Origin of the sequence: Fibrobacter sp. (assembly GCF_045601785.1) — a bacterium.
Lineage (GTDB): Bacteria > Fibrobacterota > Fibrobacteria > Fibrobacterales > Fibrobacteraceae > Fibrobacter.
The window spans coordinates 1-15,797 of record NZ_JAZSAF010000028.1; the positions used below are offsets into that span (position 1 = coordinate 1).

General features: G+C 52.2%; 11 protein-coding genes and 1 other RNA gene. 4 read left to right on the forward strand and 8 right to left on the reverse strand.

Annotated elements, in window-relative coordinates:
- Positions 1 to 156, reverse strand: a transfer-messenger RNA (tmRNA) gene (ssrA, locus tag ACKI61_RS04485); the annotation flags it as partial.
- Positions 157 to 451: 295 nt separating this feature from the next.
- Between ssrA and mfd the strand changes: the two genes are divergently transcribed.
- Complete coding sequence (gene mfd, locus ACKI61_RS04490; RefSeq protein WP_407456581.1) at positions 452 to 3,826, forward strand: transcription-repair coupling factor; 3,375 nt, start codon at positions 452 to 454, stop codon at positions 3,824 to 3,826.
- On the opposite strand, the gene ACKI61_RS04495 is transcribed toward mfd, so the two are convergent.
- On the reverse strand, positions 3,808 to 4,536 hold the full coding sequence (locus ACKI61_RS04495; RefSeq protein ID WP_407456582.1) for a TatD family hydrolase: 729 nt from the start codon (positions 4,534 to 4,536) through the stop codon (positions 3,808 to 3,810). The two genes, mfd and ACKI61_RS04495, sit on opposite strands and share 19 nt — an antisense overlap.
- A gap of 126 nt (positions 4,537 to 4,662) precedes the next feature.
- Between ACKI61_RS04495 and ACKI61_RS04500 the strand changes: the two genes are divergently transcribed.
- Entirely contained in the window at positions 4,663 to 4,860 is a 198-nt protein-coding gene (locus tag ACKI61_RS04500) for a hypothetical protein (RefSeq protein WP_407456583.1), read from the forward strand.
- A gap of 190 nt (positions 4,861 to 5,050) precedes the next feature.
- Here ACKI61_RS04500 and ACKI61_RS04505 read toward each other — a convergent pair whose 3' ends face one another.
- Positions 5,051 to 6,454, reverse strand: a complete 1,404-nt coding sequence (locus ACKI61_RS04505) for a hypothetical protein (RefSeq protein WP_407456584.1) — start codon at positions 6,452 to 6,454, stop codon at positions 5,051 to 5,053.
- A 121-nt stretch (positions 6,455 to 6,575) separates the two neighbouring features.
- On the opposite strand from ACKI61_RS04505, the gene ACKI61_RS04510 reads away from it, so the two are divergent.
- Both ACKI61_RS04510 and ACKI61_RS04515 read left to right on the forward strand, forming a co-directional pair.
- Positions 6,576 to 7,658, forward strand: coding sequence for a hypothetical protein (locus ACKI61_RS04510; RefSeq protein WP_407456585.1), 1,083 nt, complete (start codon positions 6,576 to 6,578; stop codon positions 7,656 to 7,658).
- Positions 7,651 to 8,085 (forward strand): type II toxin-antitoxin system VapC family toxin, encoded by a 435-nt coding sequence (locus tag ACKI61_RS04515; protein ID WP_407456586.1) that lies wholly within the window; start codon positions 7,651 to 7,653, stop codon positions 8,083 to 8,085. Before ACKI61_RS04510 ends, ACKI61_RS04515 begins: the two co-directional genes overlap by 8 nt.
- A 58-nt stretch (positions 8,086 to 8,143) precedes the next feature.
- Here ACKI61_RS04515 and ACKI61_RS04520 read toward each other — a convergent pair whose 3' ends face one another.
- The 5 genes from ACKI61_RS04520 to ACKI61_RS04540 are packed head-to-tail and all read right to left on the reverse strand — an operon-like array spanning position 8,144 to position 15,771.
- Positions 8,144 to 8,542: a YraN family protein gene (locus ACKI61_RS04520; RefSeq protein WP_407456587.1), complete on the reverse strand. Its 399-nt coding sequence runs from the start codon at positions 8,540 to 8,542 to the stop codon at positions 8,144 to 8,146.
- The gene (locus tag ACKI61_RS04525) at positions 8,543 to 10,051 is read right to left on the reverse strand and encodes a serine/threonine-protein kinase (protein WP_407456588.1); all 1,509 of its coding nucleotides are present in this window, start codon (positions 10,049 to 10,051) and stop codon (positions 8,543 to 8,545) included.
- Positions 10,048 to 12,147 (reverse strand): ATP-binding cassette domain-containing protein, encoded by a 2,100-nt coding sequence (locus ACKI61_RS04530; protein ID WP_407456589.1) that lies wholly within the window; start codon positions 12,145 to 12,147, stop codon positions 10,048 to 10,050. The genes ACKI61_RS04525 and ACKI61_RS04530 overlap by 4 nt, the downstream gene beginning before the upstream one ends.
- Positions 12,148 to 12,185: 38 nt before the next feature.
- Positions 12,186 to 13,379, reverse strand: a complete 1,194-nt coding sequence (locus ACKI61_RS04535; protein WP_407456590.1) for a pyridoxal phosphate-dependent aminotransferase — start codon at positions 13,377 to 13,379, stop codon at positions 12,186 to 12,188.
- Entirely contained in the window at positions 13,360 to 15,771 is a 2,412-nt protein-coding gene (locus ACKI61_RS04540; RefSeq protein ID WP_407456591.1) for an MMPL family transporter, read from the reverse strand. The genes ACKI61_RS04535 and ACKI61_RS04540 overlap by 20 nt, the downstream gene beginning before the upstream one ends.
- Positions 15,772 to 15,797: the final 26 nt, after the last annotated feature.

Sequence of the window (15,797 nt, forward strand, 5' to 3'; positions counted from 1 at the left end):
GAGCGGAATGAGGCCCGGCGTTGCCGCTAATTAGGCAGCGAGTGCGTAGTTTTCGTCAGCACTTATTTTTTTTCAGACTTTTTTACGAGTGCCCTCGTCTGAGACCTCGGCTTGCAACTAACACTTCGGTAACCCTGTCGAAACCAAAGCACCCCCGGTGAGTGTCGCGACGGCAAGCTTGCTTGCCGGCATGACCGAGCCGGAGTGATTCTGCTCGAAGAGCAGAAAGCACCCCCTGTTTACAGGGAGTGATCTGGTTGAGACTCGTCGACTAAATGCGAGTAGGCGAGCATTTAGGCCCTTGAGCACACTTTGTGTGCGAAAGGCCCGTAGGGCAAAATTACTGCGAGTAGCAGGAATTTTGGCAAACCAGAGCACCCCCGTAGGGATCGTGTTACTTCAAATATAGTAAAATATGAATTAAATTGCAATTTTTCTATCTTTCGCCTCAATGGTAGAATCCCTTTCAGAATTTATTACGTTTGCGCGCGCCGAGTCGCTCAACCTTTTCAGCAAGGCTGAAGGGGAGGCCATACATATAAATGGGGCTACCGTACCTGCTGCAGCCATGATGGTTGCCGCCCGTTTCCTTAAAAAGCCGAACCCGATTCTCGTAGTTTCCCGCGATTACAAGAGTGCAGAAACCTGGGTGGAAAACCTGGAAGGTCTGCTGGGCGAATCCTTTGTGCGCTTTTTCCCGGCAATTGGGCTTAAACCCTACGAAAAGAAGGTCCCGTTTGAGGGTGTCCTCGAAGAGCGTCTCAAGTTCTTTAGGGACATGGAAGGAGCAAATCCGTTCATCACGATATGCCCGCTGGATTCGTTCCTGATGCGGCTCCCCGAGCCCCATTCTGTGCTGCACGAATGTCGCACGCTCAAGGTGGGCGATGTATTGGAACCGTCGTCGCTTCGTCCTTGGTTCTTGGACCATGGCTTTGTGGAGCAGCCCGTCGTGTCGGGTGTGGGGGAGTTCTCCATTCGCGGCTGCATAGTCGATGTGAACTGTCTTCTGTACCCGCATCCGATCCGCATCGAGTTTTTTGGGGATGAAATCGAGTCTATCCGCAGCTTCGACATTTTTACGCAGCGTTCCGTGGGAACGATGAATTCTGTACAGCTTTACCCGATGGGGGAGTTTACCGTTCCAGAGCGTGAAGTGGCTCGTTTGAACGATGACTTGTCAGGACTCTGGTGGCACCGTGCGCATTACCAGAAGCTCGAATGGAGCCTCTTGGACTATTTGCCGAATGCGTCGCTGGTGTTTGAGGAATTGTCTGCTTTGTCGGAGACGGCTTCGAAGCTTTATGCCAATTACGAAGCGGCCTTCCAGAATGTAAGGCTGTCCGATGGCGAAGCAGTGGAACCGGTGCGGATCTGGTTCAAGATGGGCGAACTTTCGCGCAAATTCGTGGGGAGAACCTCAATGGACCTCACGCGGGTCAAGGTCGATGATGGCTGCTGGCACGAGTTGCAGTGCAAGCCTCAGGCGTTTTCCTCGAATGGAACCGATGCCGTGGCGAAGGAAATCGAGGATTTCACGGCCCGTGGAGGCATAGTGTATGTGGTTGCACCAACTACTGGTGCGTTGAACCGCATCAGGCAATTGCTCGACGACTTACCCATCGAGGATTACATCATCGGCAACATGACCGAAGGCTTTTGGCTCGAAGACGATCGCGTGGCCTTCCTTACCGAGACGCGCATCTTCAACCGCCATTCAAATAAAACCCGAAAACGAAAAATTTCTGGATCTGTTTCGGGGGCTCTCCTGATTGAATCGCTGAACCGAGGCGACTTCGTGTCGCATGAAGATCACGGTATCGGTAAATATCTGGGACTTGTCCGCGTGAATGTGAACGGCGGCATGGTCGACTGTGCGCTGCTTGAATATGCTGGCGGCGACCGTCTCAAGTTCCCTGTGGCCGATCTCCAGAAGATAGAGCGTCTCGATCAGCAGGAAACTGAGCCGAAGCTCGACCGTCTCGGAAGTAAGAGCTGGGAAAATCTCAAGGAACGCGTCAAGAAAAAGGTTATCCAGATTGCTCGCGAACTGGTGGAACTATACGCAAAGCGCGAACTTATCGAAGGTTTCGAGTTCCCGCCCGACGGCAAGCTGCAGAAAGAATTTGAGGACGCCTTTGAATACGAGCCCACCCCCGACCAGGTGCAGGCGACTGCAGACATCAAGCGCGACATGGAAAGCCGCCGCCCGATGGACCGCCTGATTTGCGGCGACGTGGGTTTTGGAAAGACCGAAGTTGCGATGCGCGCTGCCTTCAAGTGCGTGGTGAGCAAGAAACAGGTGGTGCTTTTAGTCCCGACGACGATTCTTGCGGCACAGCATTACGAAAACTTCATGGACCGCTTTGCTGGCTTTGCCGTGAATATAGCACTTGTGAACCGCTACAAGAGCGCGAAGGAAAAGAAGGAAATATTTAAGCAGGTGAGCGAAGGCAAGGTGGACATTCTTATTGGAACGCACAGCTTGCTTTCCGAAAAGAATCAGTTCAAGGACCTGGGGCTTCTGATTATCGATGAAGAACAGAAATTTGGCGTGAAGCAGAAGGAAAAACTGCGCGAACTTAGGCTTTCCGTGGATACCTTGAGCATGAGCGCTACGCCGATTCCTAGGTCGCTGCATTTGAGCATGACGGGCGTGCGCGATATTTCGCTGATCAATACGCCGCCGGTGAACCGCCTGCCTGTCGAGACCAAGCTGATGAAGCGCGATGATGCTGTCATCAAGCAGGCCATTCTCGACGAACTTGCCCGTGGCGGCCAGGTGTTTATTGTGAACGATCGGGTTCAAACCATCTCTACGCTCGCCGATGAAATAGCGGCCATGGTTCCCGATGCGGCGATTTGTGTGGCGCATGGCCAGATGAACGACCGCGACTTGGAAAATGCAATGGAAGCTTTCCTTTCCCGAAAGTTCGATGTCCTTGTCAGCACAAGCATCATCGAGTCTGGTCTCGATGTTCCGAATGCCAATACGATCATCATCATGAACGCACATCACTTTGGTATAAGCCAGCTTTACCAGATGCGCGGTCGCGTGGGTCGCAGCAGCGTGCTGGCGAAGGCCTTCCTGGTTATTCCTTCGGAGCAGATTTCTCCGGAATCGATGCGGCGCTTGAAGGCGCTCGAACAGTTTACAGACTTGGGCAGCGGTTACCAGCTTGCCATGCGTGACCTGGAAATCCGCGGGGCGGGCAATCTGCTTGGCCAGGAACAGCACGGCTTTATCGCCGAAGTCGGCTTTGAAACCTATGTGCGCCTGGTGCGCGAGGCGGTGGACATGCTTCGCGGCGGTACAGCCGAAAAGCCCATCCAGACCCGCGTGGAACTTGGCGTGGATGCCTACCTCCCTGAAGACTATATCGTAGATGGCCTTACGCGTATTTCGATGTACCAGCGAATCGCGCGCGTTTCTCGCACCGATGAGATTGAGCCGATTGCTCAAGAATTGGAAGACCGCTTCGGCCCTGTCCCAGCGCCGGCAAAGATGCTCCTCGCCGTTACCGAAATTGGACTCCTTGCGGGGCGGCTCCGCATTCAAGGGCTTGTGCAGCGCAAGGGAATGCTTGCAGCGACCTTTGTGGAATTTCCGCCGCCCGATCCGCGCATCATCAGCGAGATGTATGCGAATACGCTGTTCCCGATGCGAATCATGGGCGGCTCGCCCCTGCAGGTGGTAATCGAACTTGGTAAGGGAAATGCGATTGAACTTGCCGAAAAGAGCCTGAAGGAATTCCGCGCCTTTGCAGTCATCAAGGCGGATTTCACGGTGCAGCAGCCAAAGAACGCTCAGATCTTTGAGTCGTAGGCGGTCTTGACCGCTTGTAGCTGCGCAATCAGCCTATCCGTGATTGTTTCTATCAGCTTTCCGTCCCCATTTTTTGCTGCGGATGCTTCCTGTGCAAAAAAACTTTCATCGGCATCGGTCTCGAATCGGATTTGTTCCGTTGGAATTTGCTTGATGGCTGCTGCGGTAGACTTCTTGCGAAACGAATCTGCATGCAGAGAAAAGATCGGGTTCAGGCTTTGCGCGGTGCGAACGGTTGAAATATCTCCACCGAATCGGTGGAAAACGGGATGGGCGGTTGCGCCCACGCTAGGGTAGTCGCAGTCCTTCAGAATCTTCACGATGAGCCCGTAGTTCCCGACACAGTGGATTTGCAGGTTTCTGTTAAAATCGCGTGCGAGTTCCACCTGTCGCTGGAACACTTTTTCCTGTAAGTCTGGAGTCCCGTAGCCTTCATAGCGCTTGTCGATTCCGCATTCGCCGACGGCAGCGTTTGGATTTTTCTCGATTAGCTCGCATAATCTGTCCCAGTCTTTTTCAGAAACCTGCGTTGCAATCATCGGGTGGATTCCAAAGGCCTTGGTGTCCTGTGCTAGGGGAATCTTTTCTAGGATTTCCCATTCCCAGGGTTCGCAGGCGATGGCTACAAAGTGGCAGCCTCGTTCCCAAAGAGCCTTGGCAAGCTGTTCTGGCTGTGGAAGCCTGGCCAAATGAAGGTGAAAATCGAGCATTAGCCCCAATATAACCAAGAAAAATGTGCTTTTATATGGATAAATGCAAAAAAGGTATTGTTTTTTGAAGAAAAAAAGCGTAATTTAGGGGTATCATTATCTTTTGTATCCAAAAAGGAGTCTTTTATGCGCGATCTTCTGGAAAAAGCCTTGAACAAGGGTCTTGGCGTTTCTTTTAGTGTTGAAGGTGGCTTTACTGTAATCCGTATCACCAAGGGTGCTGAAGTGGTTGCATCCTGCAGTCTCGGTTCGGGCGATTTCCGTGCAAGCGTCGAAGATTCCCTGCAGTCGCTTTTGCTGGACCTTGACCGCAAAGGTGTTTAGGAATTCGGAATTGAACAGAATAGAGAAAAGTCCCGCGGAATCCGCGGGGCTTTTCTGTATCATTCTCCAGAAACTAGTACGATTGGGCGCGGGCGGTTAATTTCGTGAACAACAAACGCCTCGTATTAACGAGACGTGGTTGTGAGAGCGAACGCTCGGGGTACGTACAAGTACGATTTGGCGCGAGCGGTTAATTAATTCTGCCGACCAGGTTACCCGAAATCATGTAGTCCTTGGTGCAGCCGTAGCTATGCAGACCTGCGGACAGGCTGAAGCGGCTGGTGAAGGCCTTTTCGAGGTAAAGGGCTGCAAGGACGTCTTTCACGTGCTTGGGCTTGCTAGACATTCCCCAGAAGTCCTTGTGCTTGTGACGGTCGCCAACGTATTCAGCTTCGACCAGAATCCTGTCGACCACCGGGGTGTAGAAGGCGAAGCCACCGGTCACGGGGATGACGAGATCGTCGGACATGTCCATCAGGGCTGCTTCGGCGAAGATGTCAACGATGTTGCTCACGATGGGCAGGTTTGCCTTGAGGGAGGCGTTGTGCTTGATGTCGGCGTCGGCATCGTAGACGGCGTCGAACAGGTTGCTGCGGTAGGCGAGCTGCACCTTCAGGGCTGAAATGCCGGCGAGGTCATGGAAGTTGAATGCGGCGCGGATGTCGCCCTTGTCCAAGTTCTCGGACTTGCTGATAAGGGAGATGTAGCCGGCCATGTTATCGGACGGAGTGAAACCGAACATCAACTGGTTTTCAGAAGCCTGCGTGGAAAGGAATCCTGCAAGGTAACCATCGATGTAGCCGCCGAAGTAGTCACCGCTCTTGTCGGTGTTGTCCCAGCGACCGACCTTGAATGTGAACAGGTCGGTTTCCTGCATGGCCCATGCTTCGTCCAGGGAGAAGTAGTCGTCGCTGTACTGGCGGGTGCCGTCGCGGAGCTGTTCCTTCTTCACCTTCTTGTCAACGTTGTCATCGGCGGGCTTTAGATCGCCCGGGTAGAACGCTACACCGATCTTGCCCTTGAAGTCTTCGGCTTCGGCGAGCACGGCAAAGTTAGCTTCGCCGCTCCACGTTTCGAGGTTGTCGCCCATTTCATCGTCTTCGCTAGTCCAAAGGACCTTGCCTGCTTCGAGTTCGAAGTCGGCGTTGATGTCGAAGTCGATCTGGTTCACCGACATCACGGCGTTTTCAATCATCTTTTTCTTTTTGCGCTTTTTCTTCTTGGGCTTGGCGACCGGTTCTGCGGCAGCAACTTCTTCTGCCTTAGCTTCTTCGGCTGCGGCTACCTGTTCTTTTGCAGGAGCAGCTTCGGTGGCAGGGACTTCGGCTGCTTCAACGGCCTGCGGTGCGGCTTCTTCCTTAGCAGGTTCTGCAACCGGTTCAGCCTTTGCCTCTTCTGCAACAGGGGCTTCGGCTGCCTTGGCCTGTTCGGCGGGGGCGGCTTCGGTAGCCTGGGCTGCAGGAGCGGCTTCTGCGGCCTGAGCGGCCGGGGCGGCGGGCTGTTCTGCTGCAGCAGGAGCTGTTGCGGGGGCTGCTTCAGGGGCTGCGAAAACGGCTGCGGCCATGATGCAGGATGCGATAAACATTTTCTTCATGGTAGGAAACTCCTTTATTTATTCCACATCACAAATTTTAGTAAAAAAATGCTTTGTCTAGCTCTTTTTACATTCAAATTACATATAAATAATTAACTTTACACCCACAATGAGGTGCATTTTGAAAAAAATCCTTACTACTCTCTTTTTTGTTGCCGTTTTCAGCTCTTTGACATTTGCTCAGGAAACATTGAATGTCTATCGAAAGACCGCAAGCGGAATAGATGAAAACACGCCTGTGGGAACGCTTGTGTTTACGGACCAGATCCGCGAACTGCCCCTGCCGATGGATTCAGTCAAGAAGGTTACGGTTGTTAAGGAAAGGGTCGAAGTAAAGGACCGCAAGGGCAATGTCAAAAGGGACAAGAAGGGCAACCCCAAGACCAAGATGCGGAAGCGCCGCATCGTTACCTGGGAAAAGGTTGAACCCAAGGAGCCGCCCCGTTTTGTTCCCATTCACTGCAAGATGGGCGAAGTCTGGGTCAAGCGCTCCGACCTCGCACGCTTTAAGCAGGCGTCCATGGACCTGAGTGGCGAGTATGCCTCTTCTACGGGAAGCGTCGTTCTCAAGAAGTCTCCCACGAACCCGCGCTATTTCTCCTTTACAATCCAGAACGGACCTTTTGGCAATCGAGCCGAACTGGAAGCGAGCAATGTGGAACTCCGCGAAGCCAATGGCCATGCTCGTTTAACTTATACCGAAGATGGCTGTACGGTGGACATCGCCGTGGCAGACCGCAAGGTGAAGGTGGCCCAGAGGGGATGCTCCGAATACAATGCGGGTAGCTACAAGCTTGAAGGCGAATACAACAACTACAAGGGCAATCGCCGCGTGGTGGATACCTTCAACATGCCCGAACAGAGCTTCAAGTACAAGAAGTACCTCTGGTGCGGCAGTGGCTTTGACAGCTGCGAAAAGGTGAAGGACGACAACGGCACGGTGACTATCACCTGGAGCAAGGGCGGCAACGGTTTTATCGAACGCTCCGCGGGCGAAACCGTGCATACCTATCGTCCGTTCGAACATGTGATTCCGCACAAGCGTGACTTCTTCAACGGCGAAAAACCCATTGCCATCAAGACCAAGCGTACCGACATGGCAGGCGAGTGGATGATTTGGTATTTCTATCCGCAGGCGGAACGGTTCAAGATGGTTCGCGCCGGCATGCGCGAAGATACCGCCTACATGGAAATTTATGAATAGGTCGCTCGAAAAGTCACGGGTACTTTTCCTAGATACGGGGACGATAGTTTCCCTTTTGCAGATGAACCCGGATTACTATCCGGTCGTTTCGTCGGTGCTTGACTACGCCTACGAGAACAATGTCACGCTCCTCGTTTCGAGTGTGACTCTGTTCGAAATTTCGCGTAGGGCCTATGCGGCAAAGGAAGGCGTCCTTGCACGTCAGTACCGTGAATTCTTTGAACATTCCCGCAATGTGAAGTCCTGCGAGGTGACAGGAGAAGTCGCCGTGAAGGCTGCTGAACTTGCGGCGAGGGGGCTTACGACCGAGGAGTCCCTGCGTCTTGCTACGGCCTATATCTTCGGTGCAGACTGCATCTTGAGCGAATCTCCCAAATTCCGCGACATGACGGACATTCCGGTAGTCACGCTCGACGAAGTAGAGTAGTGTGCAATGAGTAATGTGGAATGTGTGATGTGTAATTAATCTTCTCACACTCCATGTCTCACACTTGCGGTATCACCTGGTTTCCTTCGAAGGCGTTCTTGTAGTGGATAAACTGGAGCGGTTTCTGGTATGTTCTTGCCGTTAGGACATCAAATCGGCAGGGCGTGTCGAAACCCCTGGGAGCGTTTTCCTTTTGCGTTGACAAGAAGTGGCAGGCGGTTTTCCAGATCTTCTTTTGCTTTTGCGCGTTTACGCGTGCGGCGGGGTTCCCCTGCTGGTTGTTCCATACGGACTTGACTTCGACGAATACGACGGTATCGTTGTCACGGGCTACGATGTCGAGTTCACCGCCTTGGTAGGCGTAGTTCCTTGCGAGAATGCTATAGCCTTCGCGCATCAGGTACGCCGATGCGAGCGTCTCGATGAAATTTCCCTTGGGCCGATTGGTGGATTTCATCTAGTTCAGTTCCATGCCGAGCAGACGAATTTCTGAAATGGCGAAGTCGTCATTTTCAGCTTCGAAGACATTGTCTAGGTAGATCTTCAGTTCGCTTGTTTCCATCGCCTGAATGCTCGGGTACTGCATTCCGCGAATGTTTTCGAGCTTGACTTTCTGCTTGAAACCATCCTTTGTTTCGAGCGTGATGGTCTTTGGTTTTTTGAAAATGCGGAAGCGGTCGCCAAAGGCGTCGTCCAGAGACTTCTGGTATCCGACAGCGATGCCGAAATGCGTGATGATGGCGTTGCCTTCAAAGTAGAGCGTGAGCACTGGGTTCTGCGGCTTTTGCGGCATCGTGTAGAGCCATGCCGTTTTCAGGTCGTTGTCGCCCAGGTTCTTGAGCGGGTATCCGTCGCTTTCTTCGACTTCCAGCGCCTTGGTCTCGTAGTTCCCGAGCGCGTCGCTCCATTCGAGTTCCCTGAGAGTGCTTTCGGGCTTGTGCGTGAGCATCAGGAGAATCAGGAGCATGATAATGAGCGGGAAAATGAAGATGGCAAGTGCAGTGAGCTTTTTCTGCAGCATGCGGGCGCGCGGCGAAATCTTGTTCGCCATTTCGGTAATCGATGCCGTGTGGCGGCGCAGGAGCGTGTGGCCCATGGTCTGACGCTGGTTCTGGCGAACCTTGTCGGTAGGAAACACCTGGTCGCAGGCGTCCAAAAATTCCTGCATGTCATGGAAGCGTTCGTTCAGCTTTTTCTTAAGGCACTTGAGAATGAGCTCCGAAAGTCCGGGGGGCATATCCTTGCGGAAAAGTTCCGGTGCGGGGGGCTGTTCCTGCACGTGCTTGAGCGCAATTTCTACGGGGCGGTTTCCTTCGAAGGGGAGTCGTCCGCAGGTCATCTCGTAAAGGATGACACCCATGCTGTAGATGTCGGTCTGGATGGTCACGTTGTCGCCGTGGCACTGTTCTGGGGACATGTACTCGGGAGTTCCCATGGTCATGCCGGTGCGCGTGAGCCTGTCCTTTTCCATTTCCTGGATGTAGGAAATGCCGAAATCCATGATGAACACGCGGTTGTCGCGCGTGAGCATGATGTTCGAAGGCTTGATGTCGCGGTGGATGATTCCCTTGTTGTGTGCGGAAAGGAGTCCGCGGGCAATCTGGCGGATGATGACTTCAATTGCTTCAAAAGAAAGCTGTTCCTTCTTGTGCAGAATATCGGCAAGGTTTGTACCTTCGACATAGGTCATCGCGATAAAGAGCTGGTTGTTTTGCTGACCGAAGTCGAAAACATGGACGATGTTCTGGTGGTCCAGTTCCTTCATGGCCTGGGCTTCCATGTAGAAGCGCTTGATGGCCTCTTCATCGGAAGACGCATCTAGGATCTTGAACGCCACCTCTCGATTCAGGCGCTTGTCTTTGGCCTTGTAGACATTTCCCATGCCGCCTTTGCCGAGGGTGCCGATGAGGTCGTAGTTCTCGTTGAATGGACGCGGGAAGATTTCTGGTTTTTGAGGTGCGATCATTTTGCTTTCTTGGAACAGTTAAGTTTTACAGCAACCACAATATAAAAACATAATGTGATTACGAGTATCGATGCGATGTTGTTGATGGGGTCGTTTCGTTCTAAAAAGAGGTTGAGCAGGTTCGCCTGATTGTAGCGAGACCAGATGATGTACGACAATGTTCTTCCGATGGGAAGCATCTGGTCAAACGGTACAAGGGCTCCTGCCAAAGCGACTTGCGGAATGATTAGCAGGGGAAGCATCGCGTTTGCCTGCCCCGAATTTTTGGCGAAAGCGCTGGTGGTAAGTCCTACGGCAATGGCGGGGAGTACCATGATGATCGTCGATAGCAGAAGCAGCGGAACTGGTGGCCATATCGATGTGCGAAGAGCAACAAAAACATAGACGATAAGTGTCTGTAGCCAGGCGACAAGGGTCGGAAGCAGCGCTTTGGAAAGTATCGTCGTAAAGATAGGGACTCCCTTGCGGAATTCAGCCTGGAGAATTCCTTTTTCGCGGACGATTTCGCGGATGGAAAGCGAAAGCGCGAGCCAGTTTGCCGAAAGAATGAGGGCGAATGCGACGGTCCAGAGCGAAGAAAGGTTTGAAAAAATCTGCGAGAAGAGAAATCCGATGATGAGCGGCTGCGCAAGCATCGTAATGAACTTTCCCTTGTCGCGGAACCATTCCTTGAGGGTAATCTGAATTTTGTAGAAGAACTGCGGCGAAAGGGCTGTCTTCGGGAAATAGCTGGGAATGGTGGAGACGCTAACCTCGGTCAGGGAGTTTCCCTGTTTTCTTGTAAGCCACTCATTCCAGCGAGTCGATGTTTCGTCGTTTAGGTTCGAAAGAATTTCTTCGGGGTCATCGCTTTCGAAGTAGCGGAAGGATTCTTCGGGGCTTCCGTAGAAAGCCTGCTTTCCCTGGTGGAGCACCAGCACCTTGTTCGCGATTTCGAGTGCTTCGTAGCTGTGCGTCGTTAAAATGACGGTGTGGCCGAGGAACGCGAGCTGCTTCAAGTGGGTGCAGAGAATTTTGCTGTTGTAGGGGTCGAGTCCCGAAAGAGGTTCGTCGAGAACGATCAGTCCCGGGTTTCCCATGAGTTCGTGTGCCAGGGCGGCTCGGCGGCATTCGCCGCCGCTGAGCGTCTTGACGGGGTTCTGCATGCGTTCGCTCAGCCCGAAAAGTTCTCCGAACTTTTCGAGCCGCCTGCGAGCATTCTGCTTGAAATCTCGCTTGCTCATGCTGCAGCGGCCTCCATCGAGGAGTGTCTCTTCGACGGTGAGTTCACTCCTGAGCTCCGGTTCCTGCTCTAAGAACGCGATGTGCTTACGAATTTCCCCGTTTCGGTAATCGAGTTTTCCGATGAGTACCGATGAATCCTTGCCAGCTTTATGCTTACCCTGCAGCAGTCGCAAAAGTGTCGACTTACCTTGCCCTGAACGGCCGATGATGGCGAGAATTTCACCTGCGGGCAGCGTGAAGTTGATACCCGATAAAAGCTGCTTTTTGTCCGCAAAGACATCCAAGTTTTTCACTTCTACATCGAAACCCTGCGGCAGGTTCTTGCAGGTCAGCTCACCGCCTCCGAATGCCAGTAGGCAGCCGGGCAGGCGGATGGATTCCCCGTCCTTGATTTCCAGCATCTTGAAGGCTTTCTTTCGCGTGTCAATCAGTGAATTTCTGAATTTAAGATGGGCGATGTTTCCGGCGGAAGATTTTTCAAATCTTGCGAATGTCCCTTCGGGAATATTCGTGTGCAGGTTGTCGAGACTTTCCCAGTCTGTACTGAGCATCTTGCTTTGAACCAGGTCTCGCTCGATGGACTCCATCAGCAGAAGCTGCAACTTGTAGCTCTTCAGGGTGGCCCGCAATTGCAGCGGTCCGATGGTGATGACGTCTCCATCTTCCAGGAATCGTTTGTCGATGTCGTTTCCGTTGACCTGCGTGACGCTGTTTTGGGACAGGTTCCTTAGAATCCATCTCTCGTCTTCAAATTCCATCACGGCATGGTAGCGCGAAACCATCGGGTTGTCGAGTACCAGAGCGTTGTCTGGCCTACGGCCAATGGTAAATGGCGCATTCGGCTGCGGTGTGATGATTCTAAAAGACTGCATGGGTTAGTAGACAGTAGACGGTAGGAAGTAGGATGGGGCTAGTTAAGTTCTTTTAATCCTCTAATGAATCTGTCACATGCTTTCTGCAAGGTTTCGTCGCTTGCGGCATAAGAGAATCGAACGCAACTATCGTCGCCGAAGGCTGCACCCGGCACAATGGCAAGTCCCTGCGACTGCAACAGGTATTCGCAAAGTTCGATGGATCCGTTGATTACCTTGCCTGCGGGAGTCTTCTTGCCGTAAAAACTCTTGACAGGCGCAAACAGGTAGAAGGCTCCTTCGGGGGCTCGGCATGGTTCAGGTAAAATTTCGGCGGTGCGCTTGAGCATGTAGTCGCGGCGCTTGCGGAAGGCGGCCTGCATTGCATGGACATTGCTCTTGTCCATCTGCAAGGCACCGAGGGCGGCGTACTGAGCCACGTTGCTCGGGTGGTGCGTGGCCTGTCCCTGAATCTTGCCGATAATCTTTGCGATTTCTACAGGGGCGGCATCGTAGCCGATGCGCCAGCCCGTCATGCAGTGTGACTTCGAGAATCCGTTAATCACGATGGTGCGTTCGACCATGCCGGGGAGTGCTGCTGCCGAGCAGAACTCCGTGTCGTAGGTGAAGTATTCGTACACTTCGTCCGAAATGCAATAGATGTCGCTTTCGACAATCACCTTGGCAAGCGCTTCAAGTTCGGCCTTGCTGTACACGGCGCCCGTCGGGTTGCAGGGGTTGTTCAAGAGGATTGCCTTTGTCTTTGCGGTAATCGAGGCCTTCAGGGCTTCGGGCTTGATTTTAAAATCGTCCTCAATCTTTGTGTTTACAATCACCGGCTTTCCGCCGAGCCACTTGACGAGTTCCGGGTATGTCACCCAGTACGGGGCCGGAATAATCACCTCGTCGCCATCGTTGATGAGGGCGGCCAGCGAGTTGAAGACGGCGTGCTTTGCACCGCTCGTCATGACAATCTGTTCGGGCTTGTAGTCCAGACCGTTCTCGATCTTCAGCTTCTCGGCGACGGCCTTGCGCACTTCTAGGATTCCCACCGGAGCGGTGTAGCGCGTCTTTCCTTCGCGAATAGCCTTGCAAGCGGCATCTTGAATCGGGGTCGGGGTCGGAAAATCGGGTTCGCCTGCACCTAGGCTTACAACGTCTTTGCCGTCGGCAATCATCTGTTTTGCAAGAGTGTCAATTGCAACGGTGAGTGACGCTGCTATGTTCAAAGTTCTAGCGGATAAGTCTTTCATGTCTGTGTTTTGCCTTTTTCAAAATCCTGTAAGCGTCCAATGTACTTGCGACTAGGGGGTAAATGGTAAACTGAGAAACGAATATGCAAACCAGTCCGAGAATGGTAATGAGTCCGATTCCCTTGATTCCTGGGTGCGATGAAAGCAACATGGCAATCGCTCCAATAAAGGATGCCGCCTGTGCCACCAGAATGGCGATCAGCTTCGTGTTCAGGACAGTCCATGCATTTCCGCCTTGCTTTTCATAGTAGGCTGACCATAACTGCAGGGAACTGTCGACGGATGCCCCTATCAGTAGAACGAAGGCGATGGAACTATATGCCGAAATCTGTATGTCGAACAGGTGGACGAGCGTAGTCACCCAGCTCATAGCAAAGAGCGACGGAAGAATCGTGAAGAACGCTCGACTCAGCTTGTTGTAGAATATCAGAAGGATTAGCCAAAGTAAGATGGTTCCCAGGCCAATAGACTTGTCGATATTTCCGAGAATCGCGTCAAGGAGCGATGCCCTAAGAATAGGCGTTCCGTAGATTTTGAATTCCTTGTCATGCAATCCTTCGAGAGTTTTCATTTGTGCTGCGATGTGGCGGCAAGTGAGCCCATTTGTCGGGTCTGAACTCGGAATGATGAAGGCGAATACGCCTGAGTTCCCGTTCTTGTCGCTGAACTTGCGGCGAATATTTTCGGAAAGCTCGAAGTCCTTGATGTCGTTTTCGTAGCTGTCCAGCATTTCAATAATGGCGACGCTGTCGCTTGGGCTTACCCTTGCGAGTAATTCGCCCGAAACCATGTCCTTGAGCACTTCAATTTTGCGTTTTTTCTCGGTGCTGATTTTCGGTAAGAAGTGGTACTGTGTGTAAATCTTTGCGAGATCATCCAGCATTCCGTGTTTTTTCAGACTTTCGAAGTTTTCAACGAGGTCGTCGTTGTAAGACGAGTCGGGCATCATGATGATGATGGGGTCGAAAGTGGAAAATCCGGTTTCTTCGATAAGTGCTCGTGCTTCCCTTTCTTCAAGCTGCATTTCTGTCTTCTTGAAATCGTAGAGGAAGGTGAGGCTTGTGCCGCTGTAGAGCCAGGCCCCTGCGCTCACGATGCTTATGACGACGATGATGACCCAGTTGGCCTGGAAAGAAAAAAATCGTTTGCGGTGCTTGACGCTTCGACTCTTGAAACTTAGTTCAAACGGCTTATTGCGTTGCAGTAGTAACAAAAGCGATGTTGTGAACAGAGGGCAGACAATCAGGTTCAAGAGACTTCCGATGGCGCCGAGGATTCCGAACTCGCGAAGTCCCGGAAGCGGTACAAGGACAAAAGCTATGTATATGCCTGCAAGGACGAGGGCTGATGCGGCGACGCTTGGAACAATTCCAAGCAGGGAACTTTCGATGCACAGGGCGGGGCTGAGCTCTTGTTCCCGTTCATGGAAATAGCGGGTGAAGACATGTGCGATAATCTGGCAGGCGTGTCCCGGCAAAAGCAGAACCAGGGCGAGGGTAAACAAGTTTATTCTTTCAAACAGCAGAAAGGCGAAGGCGAGCGTAAACAGGGTTGGTAGCGTGATAGGAATCGCCGAAACGAGAATGAACTGCGGCTGCCGATAGAAGTTGAAGATTAAAAGAATCAGGATGATGAGAGCCGCGATAGCCCCTGCAATTTTTGCCTCGGGTAGCAAGGCCTTTCCGACCTTGATAGATTCGTAGACTTTTCCGGTGTAGTAGGCGTTGATTCCGTTGCCGTGATCCTCGATGAATTTTTTGACCTTGGCGAAAAGCGCCCTGTTCGCCTGCAGGTCCGACAGGGAATGTGTCGGATATATGTCGACGACGCGAATGGACCCCTGCGGATTGGAAAAGTCCTGTTGCAGGTTCTGGAAGTATTTGGATTCGATATGCTGGATGATGCTAGCGGTGTCCCTGTTTTGGATATTTCTTTTTTCGGGCTCCATCAAGTCGACCAACAGAGGATTGTTTTTCTTGATTTCATTTTCCCGGATGCTGTCGAGCATCGCAATGACCTGGTCGAGATCGCTTTCGCTTGCGTAAAGGAGTCGATTTTTCCTGTAGAAGTCCACATCCGCAGCGTATTCGATGTAGTTGACCAGAGAATCTTTTTCGAAAGTCTCCGCCAGCTGTTTGGCCAAGTTGAAATTCTTTAGGCTGTCCTTAGACTGAATGACTACGGTAAGGCTTCCGATTCCACCGAATGCATTCTCGATGGTCTGGAAGTCAGCTTCGACTTCTTGGCCTTTAAGGGTGTCCTGCAGCTGGATTTCCCAACGCAGATTTTCGATGGGATAGATACAAAGAAGGGTCAACGCTAAAAAAAGACCAATCATTGCCTTGGGATAGTGGGCAATTTTCTGAATTATTTTAGCGAATATCGAAAACATGACCATAATATAATTATATTGGGGGC